Annotated in this window: 17 protein-coding genes, 1 tRNA gene and 1 pseudogene; 13 read left to right on the top strand and 6 right to left on the bottom strand. The window is 26.8% G+C overall.

Going from position 1 to position 22783, the window contains the following annotated elements; translation table 11 throughout:
* Nucleotides 1-785: 785 nt before the first annotated feature.
* The 3 genes from ilvD to argS all read left to right on the top strand — a co-directional run bounded on the left by ilvD (nt 786) and on the right by argS (nt 5019).
* Nucleotides 786-2441, top strand: a complete 1656-nt coding sequence (ilvD, locus tag QZ146_RS04365; RefSeq protein ID WP_295722437.1) for a dihydroxy-acid dehydratase — start codon at nt 786-788, stop codon at nt 2439-2441.
* 287 nt (nt 2442-2728) lie between these two features.
* Nucleotides 2729-3151, top strand: a complete 423-nt coding sequence (locus QZ146_RS04370; protein WP_295722438.1) for a signal peptidase I — start codon at nt 2729-2731, stop codon at nt 3149-3151.
* A 143-nt stretch (nt 3152-3294) separates the two neighbouring features.
* A complete protein-coding gene (gene argS / locus QZ146_RS04375) occupies nt 3295-5019 on the top strand; it encodes an arginine--tRNA ligase (RefSeq protein WP_295722439.1) in 1725 nt (574 codons plus the stop codon).
* A gap of 215 nt (nt 5020-5234) precedes the next feature.
* On the opposite strand, the gene argF is transcribed toward argS, so the two are convergent.
* Entirely contained in the window at nt 5235-6137 is a 903-nt protein-coding gene (argF, locus tag QZ146_RS04380; RefSeq protein WP_295722440.1) for an ornithine carbamoyltransferase, read from the bottom strand.
* Nucleotides 6138-6361: 224 nt separating this feature from the next.
* Nucleotides 6362-7675: a phosphoribosylamine--glycine ligase gene (gene purD / locus QZ146_RS04385; protein ID WP_295722441.1), complete on the bottom strand. Its 1314-nt coding sequence runs from the start codon at nt 7673-7675 to the stop codon at nt 6362-6364.
* Between the two features lie 266 nt (nt 7676-7941).
* Between purD and QZ146_RS04390 the strand changes: the two genes are divergently transcribed.
* The 4 genes from QZ146_RS04390 to QZ146_RS04405 all read left to right on the top strand — a co-directional run bounded on the left by QZ146_RS04390 (nt 7942) and on the right by QZ146_RS04405 (nt 12936).
* Nucleotides 7942-9657 (top strand): acetolactate synthase large subunit, encoded by a 1716-nt coding sequence (locus QZ146_RS04390; protein WP_295722442.1) that lies wholly within the window; start codon nt 7942-7944, stop codon nt 9655-9657.
* A 15-nt stretch (nt 9658-9672) separates the two neighbouring features.
* Nucleotides 9673-10164: an acetolactate synthase small subunit gene (ilvN, locus tag QZ146_RS04395; protein WP_295722443.1), complete on the top strand. Its 492-nt coding sequence runs from the start codon at nt 9673-9675 to the stop codon at nt 10162-10164.
* 300 nt (nt 10165-10464) lie between these two features.
* Entirely contained in the window at nt 10465-11457 is a 993-nt protein-coding gene (gene ilvC / locus QZ146_RS04400; protein WP_295722444.1) for a ketol-acid reductoisomerase, read from the top strand.
* A gap of 474 nt (nt 11458-11931) precedes the next feature.
* Nucleotides 11932-12936, top strand: a complete 1005-nt coding sequence (locus QZ146_RS04405; protein ID WP_295722445.1) for a methanogenesis marker 12 protein — start codon at nt 11932-11934, stop codon at nt 12934-12936.
* 263 nt (nt 12937-13199) lie between these two features.
* Here QZ146_RS04405 and QZ146_RS04410 read toward each other — a convergent pair whose 3' ends face one another.
* Nucleotides 13200-13397 (bottom strand): LSM domain-containing protein, encoded by a 198-nt coding sequence (locus QZ146_RS04410; RefSeq protein WP_295722446.1) that lies wholly within the window; start codon nt 13395-13397, stop codon nt 13200-13202.
* 141 nt (nt 13398-13538) lie between these two features.
* On the opposite strand from QZ146_RS04410, the gene QZ146_RS04415 reads away from it, so the two are divergent.
* The gene (locus tag QZ146_RS04415) at nt 13539-13685 is read left to right on the top strand and encodes a hypothetical protein (RefSeq protein WP_295722447.1); all 147 of its coding nucleotides are present in this window, start codon (nt 13539-13541) and stop codon (nt 13683-13685) included.
* A 221-nt stretch (nt 13686-13906) separates the two neighbouring features.
* Here QZ146_RS04415 and surE read toward each other — a convergent pair whose 3' ends face one another.
* Complete coding sequence (gene surE, locus QZ146_RS04420; RefSeq protein WP_295722448.1) at nt 13907-14692, bottom strand: 5'/3'-nucleotidase SurE; 786 nt, start codon at nt 14690-14692, stop codon at nt 13907-13909.
* A gap of 350 nt (nt 14693-15042) precedes the next feature.
* Here surE and QZ146_RS04425 point away from each other — a divergent pair, with 350 nt between their 5' ends.
* The gene (locus QZ146_RS04425; protein ID WP_295722449.1) at nt 15043-16080 is read left to right on the top strand and encodes a restriction endonuclease; all 1038 of its coding nucleotides are present in this window, start codon (nt 15043-15045) and stop codon (nt 16078-16080) included.
* A gap of 226 nt (nt 16081-16306) precedes the next feature.
* On the opposite strand, the gene QZ146_RS04430 is transcribed toward QZ146_RS04425, so the two are convergent.
* A tRNA-Val gene (locus tag QZ146_RS04430) sits at nt 16307-16378 on the bottom strand.
* A gap of 272 nt (nt 16379-16650) precedes the next feature.
* On the opposite strand from QZ146_RS04430, the pseudogene QZ146_RS04435 reads away from it, so the two are divergent.
* Together QZ146_RS04435 and QZ146_RS04440 are read left to right on the top strand one after the other, a co-directional pair.
* Nucleotides 16651-17575, top strand: a pseudogene (locus QZ146_RS04435) (branched-chain amino acid transaminase).
* Nucleotides 17576-17704: 129 nt separating this feature from the next.
* Entirely contained in the window at nt 17705-18532 is an 828-nt protein-coding gene (locus tag QZ146_RS04440) for an undecaprenyl-diphosphate phosphatase (protein ID WP_295722450.1), read from the top strand.
* A 369-nt stretch (nt 18533-18901) separates the two neighbouring features.
* On the opposite strand, the gene cobT is transcribed toward QZ146_RS04440, so the two are convergent.
* Entirely contained in the window at nt 18902-19963 is a 1062-nt protein-coding gene (gene cobT, locus QZ146_RS04445) for a nicotinate mononucleotide-dependent phosphoribosyltransferase CobT (protein ID WP_295722451.1), read from the bottom strand.
* A 403-nt stretch (nt 19964-20366) separates the two neighbouring features.
* Between cobT and QZ146_RS04450 the strand changes: the two genes are divergently transcribed.
* Both QZ146_RS04450 and QZ146_RS04455 read left to right on the top strand, forming a co-directional pair.
* A complete protein-coding gene (locus tag QZ146_RS04450) occupies nt 20367-22013 on the top strand; it encodes a bifunctional N(6)-L-threonylcarbamoyladenine synthase/serine/threonine protein kinase (RefSeq protein WP_295722452.1) in 1647 nt (548 codons plus the stop codon).
* Between the two features lie 107 nt (nt 22014-22120).
* Nucleotides 22121-22675: an XTP/dITP diphosphatase gene (locus tag QZ146_RS04455; RefSeq protein ID WP_295722453.1), complete on the top strand. Its 555-nt coding sequence runs from the start codon at nt 22121-22123 to the stop codon at nt 22673-22675.
* Nucleotides 22676-22783 lie beyond the last annotated feature (108 nt).

Below are 22783 nucleotides of genomic sequence, written 5' to 3' on the forward strand. Positions count from 1 at the left end.
ATATATTTTATGAAAATTTTTCGCAAAAAACAAAAAATCAAAAATTTTAACCTAAAAAATCACAAAAACAAAATTACCAACTAACAAATTGACAAATACTTCTATTAGAAAATTCATTTTTTTAAAATAAAATTTTTAATCAAATATTTTATTATTAACTTATTTCTTATAGACTCTAACTTATTTTATTATTACTTCTTTCTTATATATTATAAATTATAACTTATAATTTTAACTTATAAGTTATAACTTATTTTATTGAAAATAATAAAATTTTTAGGGATAATTGTTTTATTTACAGTTTACATTTTATTTTAATTAAATATTAAAAGTAGAATTATATTTATTTCATCTTGAAATCTATAAAATATTTTTTTTATCAATTTAAATTGTAATTATAATATTATAATTTATAATTTAATTTAGTCTTCATATACTTTATTTAGTTGTTTGAGATTAGTTTTTGCAAGTAGACTTTCAAGTTAGTATTATGTAGTTTATTAAGTTACCATAATAACTTAAATAAATTAAATTTATCATTAGATAATAATTATCAAATAGTTTTTATTCTCTTTTACATAGTTTTTATTATATTTTTGATTACAGTACTCCTAAACTTCTCTTTAAATCTATGATTTATATAATTTTTATCATTTTCACTTAATATTAATTTATAATTTCTTATTTTAATTTAAACTAAATTTATATTAATCAGTTTTTTATAAAATAAATTATGAATATAAAAAATATTTAATTTAATAATTATTATTTTTATAAGTGATTTTATGAATAGTGATAATATTAAAAAAGGCCCTCAAAGAGCACCTCATAGGTCTCTTTTAAGAGCTTGTGGACTTAATGATGAAGATTTTGATAAACCATTTATTGGTATAGCTAATAGTTATGTTGAAATAGTTCCAGGTCATATTCACCTTAGAGGATTAGTTGAATTTGTTAAAAAAGGTATCCGTGATGGTGGAGGTATTCCATTTGAATTTGATACTATGGCTGTTTGTGATGGTATTGCAATGAACCATGAAGGTATGAAATATTCTCTTCCTTCAAGGGAAATTGTTGTAAGTACTGTTGAAAGTATGTCTAAAGGTCATAGTTTTGATGGTTTAGTTTTAATGCCCTCTTGTGATAAAGTTGTTCCAGGAATGCTTATGGCTGCTGGAAGATTAGATATTCCATCAATTTTTGTCACTGGTGGACCAATGGAACCAGGTCATTTTAAAGGTAAAAATGCAGATTTAATCACAGTATATGAAGCATGTGGTCAATTGTCTGCAGGTAAAATTACAGAAGAAGATTTAGAAGAATTAGAACATTCTGCTTGTCCTGGTGCAGGAAGTTGTTCAGGATTATTTACAGCAAATACTATGGCATGTATTACAGAAACCTTAGGTATGTCACTTCCAATGTGTGCTACTGCACTTGCATTAAGTGAAGATAAGGAAAAATTAGCATATGAGTCTGGTAAACGTATAGTTGAAATGGTTAAGGAAAATATTAAACCATCTGATTTAATGACTCAGGATGCTTTTGAAAATGCAATTGCAATGGATATGGCTCTTGGTGGAAGTAGTAATACTGCACTTCATATTCCAGCTATTGCTGCAGAACTTGAAGATAAAGGTGTAAATGTTAGTATTGATTTATTTGATCAGATAAGTAATGATATTCCACATATTACTCTACTTTCTCCTGCAGGTGAAAGTACTATGAAAGATTTACATAATGCTGGAGGTATACCTGCTGTTTTAAAATCTTTGAAATCAAAAATAAATAAGAATTGTAAATCTTGTACTGGTAAAACTATTGGAGATATTATAGAAGAGGCTGTTATTGAAAACAGTGATTTGATCCGCCCATTAGATAATCCTATACATAAAGAAGGCGGGCTTTCAATATTAAAAGGTAATCTTGCTCCTAATGGCTCTATTGTTAAAAGAGGTGCTGTTCCAGATGATTTATTACATTTAAAAGGGCCTGCTAAGATTTATAATAGTGAAGAAGATGCTGTTGAAGCTATTTTCTCTCACGAGATTGAAGAAGGAGATATACTTGTAATAAGATGTGAAGGTCCTAAAGGTGGACCTGGTATGAGAGAAATGCTAAACCCAACTTCTGCTATTATGGGTATGGGAATTAAAAATGTAGGTCTTATAACTGATGGTAGATTCTCTGGTGGTACTAGAGGTCCATGTATTGGGCATGTTTCTCCAGAAGCTATGTCTGATGGTCCAATTGGACTTATAGAAAATGGAGATATAATTGAAATTGATATTTTAAATAAAAAATTAGATGTTCTATTATCTGATGATGAACTTGAATCTAGAAAAGGTAAAGTTAAACTTCCTGAGAAGGCAGTTTCAGGTTGGTTAAATGTTTATAGACGTTCAGTTTCATCAGCTGATAAAGGTGCTATCTGGAGATAGTATATACTATTTCTATTTATTTTAATATTTACTTTATTTTTTTATCTTTGACTATATTATTTTTTTATAGTTAATACTTATTTTTTCTTTTTTATTTTTTTTATTAATTTCTTATTTTATATTTTTAAACTAATTTTATAATCATTTTTTTTTAAAAAAGAAATTTAGATAAATTTTTTACAAAAAGATTTAAATCTTATATATTATAAAGGATATATTTTATTATAATTTAAAATAATATTATAATTTTTAAATTGTCATAATTTATTAAATTCAAGGGTGTTTTCTTGACTAATTATAAAGAAATTATTGGATATGCTGTATTAATTATTGTTCTCTTAATTGCTTCTCAACATTTAAATGTTGTTGTCTCTGGAAGTATGGAACCTGTTTTCTATAGAGGAGATATTGTAGTTGTAGAGAAGACTAATTTTTTAGGTATTCATGAATTTGATCCACATGATGTTAAGGTTGGAGATATTGTTGTCTATGATGCAGTATGGTATAATAGTCCTGTTGTTCATAGAATCATTAATATTACTGAAATTAATGGAACAACATATTATGAAATTAAAGGAGACAATAATCAAAAATCAGACCCTTATTATGTAAAGGCCGAACAAATTCAAGAAAGAGTATTAACTTTTAATGATCAGCCGTTAATTATTCCTAAAATAGGTTATATTACCATTATGTTAAGAGGTTTTTAATTAGTTAATTTATTTATATATTAACTAATTATTAAGTAATACTTTTATTTTTATCTATACTTAAATTTATTAGACCATCATTTTTTTACAGCTTAAATTTAATTTTTTAACTAATTTTAAAATTATTATTTTCAGGTGAAGTAATGTACGATGAAATAGAAAAACTAGCTATTAATGCATTATATGATGCAACTTGTAAAATTGGTGCGGAAGTATCTAAAGATAAAATTTTATTAGAATTTCCGCCAAATCATGATATGGGAGATTTGGCTTCAACTGTAACTTTTCAATTAGCACCAATATTAAAAAAATCTCCTGCAATGATTGCAGAAGATATTGTAGAAGTAATTGATACTCCAAATGTTTTCTTAAAAGTTGAATCTAAAGGTCCTTATGTAAACTTTTTTATAGATTACAATACCTTCTCAGAAGGTTTACTTAATTCTATTAATGAGGACTATGGTCAACTTTCAAAAATTGATGAAAAGATTGTTCTTGAACATACTTCAGCTAATCCTAATGGACCTTTACATATAGGTCATATTAGAAATTCTATTATTGGAGATTCTATTGGTAGACTTCTTCAATCATCAGGTCGTGAAGTTGAAACCCAATATTATGTTAATGATATGGGAAGACAACTAGCTATGGTAGTTTATGGTATAAAAGAATTAGGTTTAAAAATTGAAGATCAAGGGGAAGAAAAAATTGACCATAATATAGGTCGAATTTACCTTAAAGTTAATCAGGAATTAGAAAAAGACCCTTCAATTGATGATGGTGTAACTAATTTAATTAAAGAATATGAATTAGGTGGTAATGAAAAATTAAATCAACTATTCCATGATACTATTGATAAATGTCTTATTGGTTTTAAACAGACTCTTAAACGTATGAATGTATATCATGATAAGTTTGTTTGGGAAGGAGACTTTATACGTAACGGTGATGTTGATAGATATGTGGATGAAATGGTTGAAATAGGTTACGCTCGTATGGAAGATGTTTTAAGATTAAAACTAGGAGATTATCAAATTAAAAATGATTTAGTCTTAAGAAGAAAAGATGGCACTTCACTTTACTCTACAAGGGATATAGCATATCATATGTATAAATGTGACCAGGGAGATATTGTTCTTGATATTTTAGGTGCAGACCATAAATTGGCTTATAAACAGGTTAAAGCTGCTCTTACTATTTTAGAAAAAATTGAAGAAGACAGTGAAGATGTTAGTGTCTTGTTCTATGAGTTTATTACATTACCAGAAGGATCTATGTCTTCACGTACTGGTAATTTTATTTCTGTTGATGAACTTATTGATGAGGCAGTCACTAGAGCAACTGAAGAGATTAAATCCAGACGTAAAGATTTAACCGATGAGGAAGTTGCAGATATTGCTGAGGTCATTGGTGTTGGTGCTATTAGATTCTATATTTCTAGATTATCTCCAGAAAAACATATTAAATTCAAATGGGAAGAAGCATTAAACTTTGAAAGAGGTTGTGCATCTATTCAATATGCACATGCAAGAGCGTCTAAATTAATACAAAAAGCTGATGACCAAGGAATCAAATTAGAAGAATTATCCTTTGAAGATAATTGGGAGCCTAACGAATTGGAAAGAAATCTTGTAAGGACTCTTGCTAAATTTCCTAAACTTATTGGGGAATCTGCAGAAATCAGAAGAATTCATCCTATTGCTAATTATTGTCAGGAGTTGGCTAGTGATTTTAATAGATTCTATAAAGAAAATCAAGTGGTTGGTTCTGAATTTGAAAATGCTCGACTAATATTAGTAGAAAAAACTAAAATCACTTTAAAAAATTCACTTGACATTTTAGGTGTTACAGCACCTCAAAGAATGTAATTTAAATTATATTCTTTTATTATTTTTTTAATATTTTAATTATAAGTTATAACTTATAATATTTTTTTTAGCTAATTTTTATTATAACTTATAAGTTATAATAGTTTTTTTTAATAAATCCTATTATAATATAATTTTAACTTATAACTTATAATTACTAAATTAAAAGAAGATTTACTAATTCATTTTTTTTTATAAAAATAGATTAATCCTCACTATTTTAAATAGTGATACATTATAGCTTTTTGGGCATGAAGTCTATTTTCTGCTTGATCATATATTACAGATTGTTCACCATCAATTACATCACTTGTAACTTCCTGGCCTCTAATGGCTGGTAAACAATGCATAAATATTGCATCTTTTTTTGCAAGTTTCATAGACTCTTTATTTACTTGATATGGTTTAAAATCAGCATATCTTTTTTCTGATTCTTTTTCATCACCCATACTTACCCAAACATCAGTATACACAATATTTGCATCTTTAAGGGCAAGTTCTAAATCATCGCTAACAATAATTTCACTACCGGTTTTACTTGCAATTTCTTGCCCTTTTTTAAAAATGTCTTCATTTATTTCATATCCTTTAGGACAAGCTAATGCAAAATCCATACCTAAATATGCACTAATAAGTAAAAGTGAATTTGAAACATTATTTCCATCACCTATAAAGGCCAATTTTCCACTAAAATTACCTTTATGTTCTTTAATTGTTAACATATCTGCAAATGCTTGGCATGGATGTTCTAAATCCGTAAGTCCATTAATTACAGGAATATCAGATTGTTCTGCAAGCTCAACTACGTCTGAATGCTTTTTAGCCCTTATCATTATTCCATCAACATATCGGCTTAATACTTTAGCGGTATCTTTAATTGGTTCTCCTCTACCAATTTGTAAGTCGTTAGTTGATAAAAAGAGTGCACTTCCTCCTAATTCATACATTCCAACTTCAAAAGATACTCTTGTACGAGTTGATGATTTTTCAAATATCATAGCAAGTTTTTTATTTTTTAATGGTTTTTCTTTGATTTTACCAGATTTAAAATCACTTGCTAAATTAATTATGTTTTCAATATCATCTTTAACATCACATATTGATAAAAGACTATTCATTTCATTTCTCCAAAACAATCTATAAAAGTAAAGATATATATTTGTAGTTTTTCACATATAAATATTTTATAAACAAATGATATTTTATCATATTAAAAAGAATTAGTTATTTATTTATTTTAATAAAAGGATATTTTTCTAAAAATTTCTAGTAAAATTATATTTAATGAAACTATTAGTTTAAATGGTAATTTCTAAAATAAAAAAATTTAAATAATTAATTTCTAATTATTTAAGATTTCTTTCATATGTTCTACTCTTTTATCTACAAGTGCTTTTGTTCCAACATCTTTCCTATGGTAAACATTACCTTTAACATACATGCAAGCCTTTTCAGCTATTTTTTCAGCTTCAGATATGCTTTTTCCTTGAGCTACAATTCCCATTGCTCTTGATGATGATAGTTTGATATTACCATCTTCTTCAGATACAGATGCATAGAATAATTTAGCATTTAATCTTTCAATAGCCTCTTCATCAACTTCAATTACTTCTCCAGCAAACTTAGTTTCAGGATATCCTTCTGGAACAATATATTTACATACACTTGCAAGATTTTTAAATTCTACTTTAGGTAGTTTCCCATCAACTATTCCTTTACAGACTTCAATCATTGGAGTACTTATAAGTGGTAGTACATTCATTGCTTCAGGATCTCCAAATCTTGCATTAAATTCAATTAAACGTGGTCCATCTGCAGATAACATAAATTGCCCATATAAAATTCCTTTATATGGTTTTGCTTCTTTTCTAATTGCAGTAATAACGTCTTCCATAATTTTAACAGATTTATCATAGTTTTCTTGAGATAAAAATGGTAAAAGTCCTTCAACATCTGAATATGAACCCATTCCTCCGGTAATTGCTCCTTTGTCTCCTTCAAATGCATGAGGATGGTCTTGTGCAGCAGGCATTGGTGCTAAATGATTTCCATCAGAAAAAGCTTGAATTGTATATTCTTCTCCAATAACTCTCTCTTCAATAATTACTTGGGCAAATCCTCCCATTGCATTATCAATTACTTCAGATGCATATTCTTTAGCTTCTTGGTTATCTTTTAAATGGTCTCCTACAATTTTAACTCCTTTACCACCAGTTAAACCTACAGGTTTAACTACAACATCCTTATCATATGAATCTAAAAATTCATTTAAGTCTTTTGTATTATCAAATACTTTATAGGTTAAAGACCCATCAATTTCATATTTTTCAAAAAGGTTTCTCATAAATGATTTATCAGTTTCTATTCTAGCAGCACTTTGACATGGGCCAACACATTTAACACCTACATCTTCAAGTTTATCAACTATTCCTTTACCAAGGGGTGCTTCAGGACCAATAACAGCGATTTCAATATTATTTTCTTTTGCATACTCTGCTACTTTATTTACTTCACTTTCATCTGCAATATGATAAGTTGATATTTTACTAATCCCTGGATTTTTTTTACTTATATAGGTATATAAGTCAACATCATCTTTTAAAGCATCACAAATAGCATGTTCCCTTGCTCCTGCACCAACAACTAATACTTTCATAAATTTCACCTTATTTATAAATATAAAACATTTTTTATTAATTTTCAAATAAAAATTTTTTAATTATTAAAGTTTATATTAATCTTTTAATATATAATATTGTATTCCAGATTTTATTATTTTAAAATCTTTTATGTATCTATTAAATTTAATTGTTATATTTAAATTATTAATATAATCTACCATAATAATTAATTATAAGAGTGAAATGAAGATATTTAATAAATATGGTAGAATTCACTTAACATTAAGAAAAAGGTGATTAAATGAATGGTGGAGAAGCTATATTAAAGGCTCTAAAAGAGCAAGGTGTAGACACTATATTTGGATATCCTGGTGGGACAGTAATTCCATTATATGATTCATTATATGATGATGACTTAAGACACATTTTAGTTCGCCATGAACAATGTGCAGTTCATGCAGCAGAAGGTTATGCTAGAGCTTCTGGTAAGGTAGGAGTATGTTTAGCAACCTCAGGTCCAGGTGCTACTAATTTGATTACTGGTATTGCTGATGCAAATATGGATTCTACTCCAATTGTAGCTATTACAGGCCAAGTTAATTTAGATGCTATTGGAAATGATGCTTTTCAAGAAGCAGATATTATAGGAATTTCAATGCCAATTACTAAACATAGTTATCAAATCAATAGTCTAGATTCTATTCCTTCCATTGTTAAATCAAGTTTTGATATTGCAAAAACTGGTCGTCCAGGTCCAGTTGTTATAGATTTTCCTAAAGAGATGCAAGAAGGAGAATTAAGTAAATATGAAACTACCTTAATAGAAAACCCTGGATATAATCCTACATTAGGAGGAAATATTAAACAAGTTAAAAAAGCTTGCGAGTTAATTAAACAATCAAAAAATCCTATAATCTTAGCAGGTGGAGGAATAATCATATCTGGTGCTAACAAAGAATTAGAAAAATTTGCTAAAACTATTAAAGCTCCAGTTGTTACTACTTTAATGGGTAAAGGAGCTGTTCCTGAAGACGAGGAATATGCACTTGGAATGCTTGGTATGCATGGAAGAATCGTTGCAAATAAAAATATTAACAAATCAGATTTATTAATTGCAATAGGATGTAGATTTTCAGATAGAACCACAGGTAAAATTGAAGAATTTATACCTAATGGAAAAATTATCCACATTGATGTTGATCCTGCTGAAATTGGTAAAAATATTGATGTTGACATTCCTATTGTTGGAGATGCATTAAATGTGCTTAAAATGTTTAATAATCAGTTAACTAAATATCAACCAAATCCTAATGCTGTTAAATGGTATGATGGATTAAAGAATAAAAAACTTAAATTTAATCTTAAAACTGATTATGATACTAATCCTTTAATGCCACAAACTGTAATTAAGGAAATTTCAGATAGTTTAACTGATGATACAATTGTTGTAACTGATGTTGGTCTTCACCAAATGTTTGCAGCTCATTATTTAAATGTTAACAAACCACGTAAATTTATATCTTCTGGTGGACTTGGAACCATGGGTTATGGTTTCCCTGCAGCTATCGGTGCAAAAGTTGCATGTGAAGACGATCCAGTAATTGCCATTTGTGGGGATGGTGGATTTTTAATGGTTTCACAAGAACTTGCAACTGTTCAAACCTATGATTTACCTCTTATTATTACAATTCTTGATAATCGTAAATTAGGTATGGTTTATCAATGGCAAAATCTTTTATACAATAAACGTTTATCACAAACTGATTTAGGTACTGTTCCTGACTTTGTTAAATTAGCAGAAAGTTATGGAATTAATGGTGTAAACATTACTAAACCTGGCGAAACTAAAGAAGTAATTAAAAAAGCTATTAAAGATAATGAAGCTATCCTTTTAAACATTGACATTCAAAAAGATGAGTTCTTACCAATGGTTCCTCCTGGATCTGCAGTTGAAGAAGTTTTAGGAGACTATGATTTTGAAGATGAAAGTCTTACAAATGAGGATGCTGCTAAATAGTCGGAGGTGTAAAAAATGTTTAAAAATCATACAATTAGTATTTTAGTAGAAAATAAACCTGGTGTTTTACAAAAAGTAACTGGACTTTTTACAAGACGAGGATTTAATATTGAAAGTATCACAGTAGGTTCCTCCGAAGTTGAAAATTTAGCAAGAATGGTTATAGTTGTTTATGCTGATTTAAAAGGTTTAGAACAAGTTAAAAAACAATTAAATAAATTAGTGGATGTTATTAAAGTTATAGAATTAGATCCTAACTCTTCTGTTAAAAGGGAACTTTGTCTAATTAAAGTTAAAACTAATGATGCAAAAGCTAGAACTGAGGTCATGCAATATACTGAAGTATTTAGATGTAATATTGTTGATGTTTGTGATCATGCTATTACTCTTGAAGTTATAGGCCATCCAAATAAAATAAATGCTTTAATAAAATTACTTAAAAATTATGGAATTAAAAAGATTGCACGTACTGGACCAACTGCAGTTTCACGTGGTTTAGTACTTTAATTTTATAATTTTTACTTTTTTTATATTTTAAGATTATTTAATATTTTATTATTTATTATTTATTTTATCTAATATTTTTTTAATTTCCATATAAATTCGTGTTATATTAATATTTAACTAATTTTATCAATAATTTTAAGAAAATATTAGATTATTTTCATTTATTTTTATTATTAAATAAATATATAAATAATAAACTTTATATTATAAATTAATATTATTGTAATATGAGTATATTTACATAATATTTTTAAAGATAAAAAATTGTTTTTATTAATAAATTCAAAGGAGTGCTTTAAAATGAAAATGTATTATGATGATGATGTTAATACTGATGTCATTGCTGATAAAACTATTGCTGTAATGGGATATGGAAGCCAAGGACGTGCTCAATCTAGAAATATGGCTGACAGTGGTTTAAACGTTATTGTAGGTCTTAGAAAAGGTGGAAAATCTTTCCAACTTGCTAAAGATGATGGTATGGATGTAATGTCTATTGAAGAAGCTGCTAAACAAGCAGACATCATTCACATATTACTCCCTGATGAAATACAAGCTAATGTTTATGAAAAACAAATTAAACCTTATTTAGAAAGTGGAAACACTATTTCTTTCTCTCATGGTTATAATATTCACTTTGGTTTAATTGTACCTCCAGAAGATGTAAACATTGTTATGTTTGCACCTAAAGGACCAGGTTCCATGGTTAGAAGAACTTACTTAGATGGATTTGGAATTCCAGGTCTTGTTGCAGTTGAGCAAGATCCTTCTGGTGATGCTTTACAATTAGCTTTAGGTATGGCAAAAGCTGCTGGTTTTACTAAAGCTGGTGTTATTGAAACTACATTTAAAGAAGAAACTGAAACTGATTTATTCGGTGAACAAGCTGTTCTTTGTGGAGGACTAACAGAACTTATTAAATCTGGATTTGAAACTTTAGTAGAAGCTGGATACCAACCTGAAATTGCTTACTTTGAAACATGTCATGAAGTTAAACTTATTGTAGATTTAATTTATGAAAAAGGTTTTGCTTCCATGTGGAATGATGTAAGTAACACAGCTGAATATGGTGGATTAACAAGAAGATCTTCTGTCATTGGCGAAGAATCTAAAAAAGCTATGAAAGAAGTTTTAAAACAAATCCAAGATGGTACCTTTAAAAAAGAATTTGCAGATGAATATGCTACTGATTTCTCCAATTTAAAAGAAATGAGAGCTGCTGAAAATTCAGAAGAAATTGAAGTAGTCGGTACTAGACTTAGAAAAGCTTGTGGATTACAAAAAGATGATTAAATTTTCATCTTTTAACTTTTTTTTTAAATTTATAACATTATTGCTAATTTTAATATAATTTTAACCTACTAATATAGGGATTTTTTAAAATAATTTTTTTTATCATTTATAGTCTTTTTATCTATTTTACTTTCTATTTTTCTATTTTTTTTATCTTAGAGTATTATTTAAGATTTTTCTTTCTATTTTTCTATTTTTTTTATCTTAGAGTATTATTTAAGATTTTTCTTTCTATTTTTCTATTTTTTTTATCTTAGAGTATTATTTAAGATTTTTTTCTATTTTACCTTAGACTATTATTTTAAAATTAAGTCAATGTTATTTTTTTAACTACTTATTTATTGAAATTTTTAAAATAAAATTAACTAATTAATTTTATATATTTTTAAATTATATTTAATAATAATTATTTATTATTAGATTTTTTAATTGTTTATTTAATTATAAAATTCTAATTTTTATTTGAGTGAAATTATGGTATTTATAGGAACAGATCATGGAACTACGGGTATTAGTTTTGCAATATCAGATGATGAGGGTAATCTGTTAGATGTTTTTAAATTATCACGTGAAGATACTAAGTCTGGTAGGGTAAGTGCAATAGAGGAAATATCTAAACGTTGTAATATAGATGATATAAAACTTATGATAGTAACTTATGCTATGGGTGATGGTATAAATAAAATATTGCCTTTAGATAAGGTTGAAAATAGAGGTATATTATCAATAGAAGGTGCAGGTAAGGTAACAGGTGGTGGAACAAGTGTCTATTCAGAGATTGAAAACTCTAATATTCCTTCTCTAATAATTCCGGGTCTACATAAAGATTCTCCTTCTCTTGATAAATTATTTAATGCAGCATATTCTCATCAAGCAAGTCCAGAAAAGGTATCAATAGCATATAATGCAGTAAAAGAAACAGGATGGAATAATCTAATCGTTGCAGATTTAAGCTCAAACAGTGTAAATATTTTAATAGAGGATGGAAAAATAAGAGGAGCAATTGATGCATGTTTAGGTGCTATGGGATTTGTACATGGCCCAATAGATTTAGAAATGATTAGAGACATTGATGAGGGAAGAATTACTGCTAATGATGCATTTTCACATGCAGGTGCAGTTAAAATAGCAGATATAGATACTAAAGTTGCATTTATGAAGGATGAACTCCTTGAAGGATATAGAAATAATGATGATAATGCAATACTTGCAGTTGATACAATGATAATGACAATTGCAATGGAAATATTTGGCCTTATTGGAATTTGTAATAATGATATTGAAGGTATTGTTTTAACAGGATCTCTTGGATTTATGAAAGAACCTTTTGACTTTGAAGAAAAATTGAACAAATATTTAAAAAATAATTATCCATTTAAAATAATATCTGCTGATTCTGGAGCCATTGGAGCAGTTCAAATAGCATATGATATCTATAATGGTAAGAAGGATATTTTAGGAATAGAAGTAGACTATTAAAATTACTCACTTGAATAATTTTTCTGTGATAAATCTTAAAATTTGTTAAATATTAAAATTATCTCAATAGATAATTTTTCTTTGAAATGTTAAAATTAGTTAAATATTTAATTTCAATATAAATTTTAGAAATATTGTGAAATTATTTAATAAAATAATTTTATTAAATATTTCATTGTTTTTTTTAAATAGATTTTTTATCTTTTTAAAATAGTTTATTTTTTAATTATTAGATAATAATTAATATTTTATTTTTAGTTAATTCATTGAATGGAAATAAATGCTATTTTTCCACCTTTAATAACTTTTATACCATCTTCAACTTCTAAAACAGTATTTAAAAAGTTATCAATTGAAATTACTTTACCGGAATATTCTTCAGTATTTTTTAATCCGATAAGGACATTTTTACCTTTAAATTGTATGAAATCTTTATTTACTTGGAAATTATTGTTTGCCATAAGTTTAATTTATTACTTATTTTTTATTTAATTCTTTTATTATATATTTTTTTATTTTTTAAAACTATATTTGGTTAATTATATATATTATAAAGATTAGAAATATCTTTAATTATTTATATTAAATTTGAGGCGGTTATTATGGCAATTAATTTGGCTGAAAGTAATTTAGAAGCTATTTCTCAAACTATTGCAATATTGGAAAAACAAGATTCTCCTGATGAGAAGAAATTGAAAAAATTAAGAGAAGAAAGAGATATTATCTTAAAAGATTTAAATTTAAAATAATTTTTTTTATTTATTCTATATTTTTTTTAAAATAAACTTTATTTAGCTATTTTTATTGCTTATTTTTTATTATAAGTTCTTTTACTATTTTTAACTTAAGTTATTTTATTATTATTTTATTATAGTCATTTATTAGCCAATTATAATTATCTATTATATTATTTCCTTAAATAAATAGATATTAACTATTGACTTTTTTATTAAACTTGTTAGCTTAAATTTTACATATTATTTAACCATTCTTCAGTTGATTTTAAATTTCCTACAAAATCAAGATTAAGTGGAGTTAAAGTGCAAACTTGTTCTTTTTTAATATAATAACCGTCTGTTCCCTTTTCATCATCTTCAGTTACTATTCCATCAATCCAATAATAGGGTTTGCCTCGAGGATCTAATCTTGATTCAACAGTAGGTATAAACATTCTATGTGTAAGTTTAGCTATTTTTATCTCATCTGATGTAGGGTTTTCTGGAATATTAAGATTTAATAAATCAGCTCCTTTAGGAAGACCATTTTTTAAAACATTTTTTGCAATTTTATTAATTATTTTCATTGCAAATTTAAAATCCAAATCTATTTTTCCATTTTCAAATTTAATAGAGTGGTCATTTACTGATTGGGAAACTGCAATGGTTGGTATTCCATATGATGCTGCTTCCATTGCTGCACCTAATGTACCTGATGTTGTAAGTTCTGATTTTCCTAAATTATATCCAATATTTATTCCGGATATTACAAGATCTGGTTTTTCATTTAAAATTTCATTTATTCCAAGTATTATAGAATCAGTTGGTGTTCCAGATATAGCATATCCTATATCATTATTTCTTAATTTTACTTTATCAATTCTAAGGGGTTCAAAAAGAGTTAAGGAATGTCCAATTCCACTTTGTTGCTTTGAAGGTCCAACAATTGTTGTTTTTCCTAAGTCTTTTACAGCCTCATTTGCAGCTAAAATACCACTTGATGTAACACCATCATCATTACATAATAATATATTTTTCATATACAATGTTTAATTTAATCTTAATTTTAAAGTTTTTTATTTTATTTATTTTTAAAATAATAAAAATTATTAACTAAACTGGGTTTTTTTATTTTATATTATTTTTTATTAGTTTTTATATTAAAAAAAAGCTAATTATTCTTTTTTAAATGTTATATTTTATTTTTAATAAGTTTTAGTATTTTAAAATTTTTTTTTTATAAAAAGTAATTTAAGTAAAATTTTTTATATCAAAACATTTATATTATGATTTACAAATTATTTATTATATTTATTAAATTATTATGTAATTTTTTTTGAATTTATTTATTTTATTTTTTAATATTATTTAGGATTTTATTGGTGAGAGTGTGGAGAAGCCGCAATTAGTAAATTTTATAGCTAAAGTAATGGAGGATTCAGGTTTTAAAGTTTATAAGGATTTTAAAACTTCAAAAACAGTAGTTGATATTTATGCTATTCTTCCAAGTCAAATGGGTGATTTTGGCGTAGTTGTTGCATGTAAGAATTATGATAAACAATGGGAAGTTGGTATTGATATTCTTAAGGAAATGGAAATGGCTCAAAGAAGCCTTCAAGCATCTAAAATTACAGTAGTTACTACTTCTACATTTTCTCCACAAGCTGTAAATTATGCATCCCGTAAAAATATTAAATTAGTTGATAGGGATAAATTAATAGTTTTAGCTAAAAAATATGCCCAAAATAAAAAATTAAAAGATAATCAAAATGAAGATGATGATGAGTATTATAGCAACTATTATGAAGATAGTTACTATGAAAATGAATATTTATCATCATTTTCATCTTATCCTGAATATGATGGTTACATAGATTTATATGATGATGCATATTATGAAAATTTAGCTTTGTCTTCTTATAATCAACAAGATATGTATTATAGTCCTTATGTTAATAATGCAAGGGCTGATTTACATAGAAGTTCAATGATTGAACATCAAGAACCTAAACCTTCAAGATTTTCATTTTTAAAAAGGTTTAAATCTAATAATAAAAAAGATATTCAAAGAAGACCTCCTATGCCTCAAAGGCAACTTGGAAATCCTAATTTAGCAAACTATAATAATCTCTCTTCACCAAGATATGAAACTCCAAAACCTTCATTTAATTATGGTAAAATTCTTTCTAATCCAATAGTTTTAATTTTACTCGTTGTAATGATATCATATCTAATTGCATATGTTCTTGGTGTTTTAGGAAGGGTAAAAAGCGGTATAATTGGTTTATTAGAAATGCTTGTATCTTTAATCTTGTCTTATGGATTAGTATACTTCTTTGAAAAAGATGGTGCAACTGTTTTAATAAAAGGAACTATTGTCTTCTTTATTTCATTAGTTGTTCTTATAGGATTAATCTTATTCTTATAAGAAAACCATTTTTATCTTTTTTTAATATTTTATTAGTTCTTTTTTATTTAATTTTTATAATTTTAATTGAAATAATAATAATTATTAATTCTAATTCTAATTTTCCATTTTTTAAGAATTATCTTCTCTTGATTTATTATTATAAAGCTTAAAAATGAGTAAAATTTAGATAAAGTTCTTAATTTTATGAAAAATTAATTATAAAATTTTAAAAATAGTAAAGAAGTGGTTCCGACGAGATTCGAACTCGTGATCCTCTCGTTGTAAGCGAGATATCATACCCCTAGACCACGGAACCAACATATATTATTTTCTATTTTGACCTATATAAAGTTTTGCTTTTTTTATTTTAATTTTTTAAAATATTTTAAATATAATGATTATTAAAAATATTTGTGGAAAAATTTACACGGACTTATTAATTTAATATTATAATATAGCTTATAGATTTTATTAAATTAAGGGTTTAAAATTTTTAAATTATATTAAAATAATTTTTTTTAAAAATATTAAATATAATATATTATCTAAAATTATAATAAAACACAATTTATTTTAGGAATTGATAAAATGGATTTTGATGAAGAATCTGGAAAAATATGGATGGATGGAAAAATTGTAGATTGGAAAGATGCACAAATTCATGTAATGTCTCATGTTGTTCACTATGGAACTTGTGTATTTGAAGGTATTCGATCTTATGATCTTGACGGTAAACCTGCAGTTTTCAGATTAGAAGAACATATTAAAAGATTGTTTAATTCTGCAAAAATTTATAAAATGTCTATTCCATATACTGAAGAAGAAGTTTGTGAAGCTATTAAAGAAGTAATTAAAATTAACAATTATACTGGCTGTTATATTCGTCCTATAGCCTTTAGAGGATATAAAGAATTAGGTGTTTCACCATTTAACTGTCCTGTATCTCTTGCAATTGGTGCATGGGAATGGGGTGCATATTTAGGTGAAGAAGGTTTAGCTAATGGTGTAAATATTGGTGTTTCATCTTGGAGAAAACCTGCTGTTAGTACTTTTCCAAATATTGCAAAAGCAGGAGCAAATTATATGCTATCCCAACTTGCAAATATGGAAGCTCAAGATAATGGATATGATGAAGCTTTACTTTTAGATGTAAATGGTTTCGTTGCAGAAGGTTCTGGAGAAAATGTATTTTTAATTAAAGACGGTATTATTTACACTCCATCATTATCAAGTTCATTACTTGAAGGTATTACAAGAGATTCTGTAATGAAAATTGCAGAAGATTTAGGTTAAAATTGTTGTTCAACCATTACCTAGAGATTTATTATATATTGCTGATGAAATATTCTTTACAGGAACTGCTGCTGAGGTTACACCAATCCGTTCTATGGATCATCGTATTATTGGTGAAGGTAAACGTGGCCCTGTTACAGAAAAAATTCAATCAACCTTCTTTAAAATCATTAATGGAGAAATTGAAGATAAATATGGTTGGTTTTCAATTGTTGATTAAATATTTTATTTTAAAATTGATTTTAATATAATTTTATCTTTTAACTTATATTAAATATATTTTATTTTATCTAAATCTTTTTTTTAATAATAATATAATTTTTTATTTTAATTTCTAGGAGTTTTTTTTATGGATATTTTTATTGCAATTATAATTGGTATAATTCAAGGATTAACTGAATTTTTACCAGTTAGTAGTTCTGCTCATTTAGTATTTTCTCAAGCATTTTTAGGTATAGCAGAGCATAATTTAGCCTTTGATGTTTTATTACATTTGGGAACATTAGTGGCAGTTATAGGATACTTCTTTACTGATATTATCAATATGATATATGCTTTTATTTTAAGTATTCTAGATATATTTAAAGGTAATTTTAAAAGGGAACTTAAAAAAGATCCTTATAAAAAATTAGCTTGGTTTACGATTATTGCAACAATCCCAGTTGGTCTTGTGGGAATTTTTTTAAATAATCTTGTTGAATCATTATTTGCTGGTGTTACTATACCTGCAGCATTTTTACTTATCACTGGATGTTTACTCTATTTTTCTCAAAGGTACAATACAGGGGATGTTAATCTTAATAACCTTACTATAAAAGAAGCATTATTTATGGGTCTAGGTCAGGCATGTGCAATTTTACCTGGTCTTTCAAGATCTGGAACTACAATTGCATTTGGTTATTTAGCTGGTTTAAATAAAGAATTTGCTGCTAAATTTAGTTTTATATTATCTGTTCCTGCAATTCTTGGTGCAGCTATTGTAAAGATGGATGGAATTGGTGTAGGTTTAGCGAACAATTTCTGGCCATGTATCTTAGGATTTTTAGCTGCAGTAATTTCAGGTTTATTTGCAATTAAAATATTACTCAAACTTATTCAGGAGAGAAGTTTGGATATTTTTGCTTTCTACTGTTGGATTGTTGGAGCTATAATACTTGTAAGTAGTTTACTATTATAATATCCAATTATTTTTAAGTAATTGAAAACACTCTATTTTTTATTTTTAACCTTTTTACTCATTTTTTTTATTTTTAGATAATTTTTTTTATTTTTTTATATTATAAAAATCATTTTTTTAAAATTGATGCTTTACATCTATATATTAAAATTTATTATTTTTAATTTTTTAAAAAATAGTGTTTATATTATTTTCACAATTCATTAAATTAATAATAGTTTAAGATAAACCAATTTAAAGAAATCTTTTTTTAATTATTTTGTAGTTTCAAAGTTGCCTATTTTTAGAATCTTATTATAAAATTTTATTCTAAAAATAATTCAATTAATTTTAAAAAATAAAAAAAGAGTTTTAGTTGTTGTAAAACATTTATTTACTACAGGTTTCAACAATTTTTTCTCTTACCTCATCGATTGTATATCCGCACATAAGGGCCATAAACATTGCTCCACCTGCACCTGCTCCTTCTTTAACAAATCCTTCAAGGTAATTTAAAAGTCCACCATGTTTTGTACTTTCAAATTTAGGATCAACTACATTAATTGTTATATCATCACTAATTTGACAGGTAATATTAAAGATGTCTGCAGTTTCATCTTTTGCAACATAGGTAGTTGTAGCTATTGTAATTTTTCTAAAATCAAAATCTTCTTTAATTGCCTTTATAACAGCACATACAGCAGACATTTGTGTACCACTTGCAAGTACTACAGGTACACTACTTCCTATTGTTAGCCCTGCAACTGCAGCCATCATCGGATCACCTACAGCTTCAATTGCCTTAAAAACATCAACATTTCCAGGTTTAATACCTGCCTTTTTAAGACCTGAGTTAACAGTTTCAAGTTTCAATTCATGTGGATTATAGGGCATACTTCCACTTACTTTAAAATCAGCATCATAACCTAATGCTTTTAAAATCCCAAGTGCAGTGGTTGTTCCACCTGCAATACTTTCACCGATTACAAGATAATCATATTTCTCACTTAATTTCTCACTAATTTCAACGGCTTGATTATATATTTCTTTAGGATTATCTACACCATGGCCTGTACTAATATTATGGCCATAACTATCACTTAAGGTGTAACAATCTAAATCTGGTCTTATTTCACATCCTGCATCAACTACTACAAGATCAGTTTCACTTAATTCAAGGCATGATTTTGTAAGCATTGAAGGCGTAGGTGCAGCTTCACCTTCAGATACTGTTTCTGGTATTTCACTCATACAATGAGGTTTACCATATTTCATTATTTCAACATCTGCTGCAGGTGTGTACATATTAAGTTGTTCACTTGCACCAGCACCACTAATACCATGTATTTTAGAGGTATCTGTTGTAGCTATTGTACAAATAAATACAGGTTTTTTATCTTTGAAATTATTATTAATCTTTTCATTTCCATATGTTTTAAGACCATCTACCATTTTATCACATTTTAAGATTTTAAATTATTTATTTTTAATGTTTATTAGCATATTTTCTTTAATTTTTAACCAATTTATTTATAATCTTTTATAAACATTTTTAATCTTTAAAATATACTCTATTTTTTAGATTCTGCACCAAAATTATATAATTTTTTTGGATGCTTTAGAACTTATGCATGACTTTTTTTATTTATAGTATGAAAATTATATAAATATTATAAGTATAATCACAAATTTTATATTATAAATTTTTCATTGAATAAATTTAATATTAATAAGACAGTCATTAGTTTATTAATACTAATTATATTGATATTGCTTGCTATTCATTGTTTTATCATATTTAATTTATTATTTATTATAAAACTTTAATATTATTTTAATTATAGGGGAATTTTAATTGATTTCACTTGGGATTGAAGGAACTGCAGAAAAAACTGGGGTCGGTATTGTTAACAGTGAAGGTGAAGTACTGGCTATTTGTGGTAAACAGCTTTACCCTGAAGAGGGAGGAATACATCCACGGGAAGCAGGAGAACATCACGCTTATTGGATTCCAAAATTAATACCACAAGCTCTTCATAAGGCTAGTTTATCTTTTGATGATATTGATTTAATATCATTTTCCCAAGGTCCTGGCCTTGGACCTGCACTTAGAATTGTTGCAACTTCTGCTCGTACACTTGCACTATCTTTAAAAAAACCTATTATTGGTGTAAATCATTGTATTGGCCATATTGAAATAGGTAAGTTAACTACAGATGCAATTAATCCTGTTAGCTTATATGTTAGTGGGGGAAATAGTCAGGTTATAGCATATGAGTCTGGTAGATACGGAATTTTTGGTGAAACATTGGATATTGCTGTTGGAAATTGTCTTGATCATTTCTCCCGTGAGACAGGATTAGGCCATCCTGGAGGACCTGTAGTTGAAAAACTTGCAAAAGGAGGAAGTTATATAGAGCTTCCATATACTGTTAAAGGAATGGATTTTTCCTTCTCAGGTCTTTTAAGTGCTGCTCTTAGAGCATACAAGAAAGGTAAAGATATTGAGGATATTTGTTTTTCCCTTCAGGAAACTGCATTTTCCATGTTAGTTGAAGTTACAGAAAGAGCTTTATCCCATACTCAACGTGATGAAGTATTATTATGTGGAGGTGTAGCTGCAAATAAACATTTAAGGGAAATGTTAGATGAAATGGCAAATAAACATTATGCAAAATTCTATATGCCTGAGATGAAATTCTGTGGAGATAATGGTGCAATGATTGCCTGGCTTGGAATACTTATGAGTAAATATTATGGAACCATGGATGTAAAAGATACAAATATTATACAAAGATACAGAACAGATGAAGTAGATGTTCCATGGGTTAAAGACAGTCAGACTAAAATAAAATTACCTCCTAATCTCATTGCAAAAGGTGCAGAATCAGATATTATAAAATCAAAATGGTTTAGTGGTTTTAAAAATTATGAGTCTCCAGCTATTATTAAAAGGAGACTTCCTAAAACCTACAGGATTAGTGAAATTGACAGTAAAATCAGGAAATCTAGAACTAAAAGGGAGGCAAAAATTTTGTCTGATGTGAAAAAGTCTGGTATAATTACACCAATAATTTATGATGTTGATTTAGATAAAAAGGAAATTCTTATGGAGTATATTGAAGGGTTAACTGTAAAGGATTTAATAGATGATGTAGATTATAAAAGAAGAAAAGAAATTTCTTATCAAATAGGAGATTATCTTTCTAAAATCCATAGTATGGATATTATACATGGGGACCTTACAAGTTCTAATATTTTAATAGATAATGATGGTAAATTGGTCTTTATTGACTTTGGCCTTTCATATTATTCTAATCTCATTGAAGATAAGGCTGACGATTTACTTGTACTTAAAAAATCCATTAAAAGTGTTGATTATAATAAATCAGCTGAGATTTTTAATTGGATACTTGATTCATACAGTTTAAATACTAAAAATTCAAGTGAAATATTTGATAAAATAGAAGAAATTGAATCTAGAGGCCGTTATACACATTAATAATTTGATAATTAATTTTATTAATCATTAAATATTAAATTATTTAATTTCAAACTAAAGTTTAATAAATTTAAACAAATTTTAAAATTTTTTAAAAAAGTGATTTTATGATAACATTTATAACTGGTAATAAACATAAAGTTATAGAAGCAGAAAATATATTTAAAAATTATAATATCGATTTAGAGCATATTGATTTAGGGTACATGGAACCTCAAGGAACCCTTGAAGAAGTGGCCCTTTTCGGTGCAAAATATGCTAGTCGACAATTAAATAAATCTGTGATTGTTGAAGATGCCGGTCTTTTTATTAATGAACTAAAAGGTTTTCCTGGTGTTTATTCACATTATGTACAAGATACTCTTGGAAATGATGGAATATTAAAATTAATGAAAGGAGTCGACAATAGAACTGCCGAATTCAGGTCAGTTATTGGGTTTTGTACCCCCAATTCTGAGCCCAAGGTCTTTTTAGGCAAAGTCGATGGTATGATCTCAACAGAAGAGAGGGGAAGCTTAGGTTTTGCTTTTGATCCAATTTTTTATGTTGAATCAGAAAATAAAACATTTGGTCAGTTAACAACTGAAGAGAAGAATAAGTTTTCTCATAGAAGAAATTCTTTATATAATTTTATTGAATGGTATGTTAATCAGGATTTTTAAAAAACCTTGAAATCATTCTTAATTTATTAGTATATTGGATATTATACTGTATTAATGATTATTAGATTTATTAGATTATTATCATGCTTTAGTTATGATAATTTTATT

It is taken from the genome of uncultured Methanobrevibacter sp., assembly GCF_905235195.1.
GTDB lineage: Archaea > Methanobacteriota > Methanobacteria > Methanobacteriales > Methanobacteriaceae > Methanarmilla.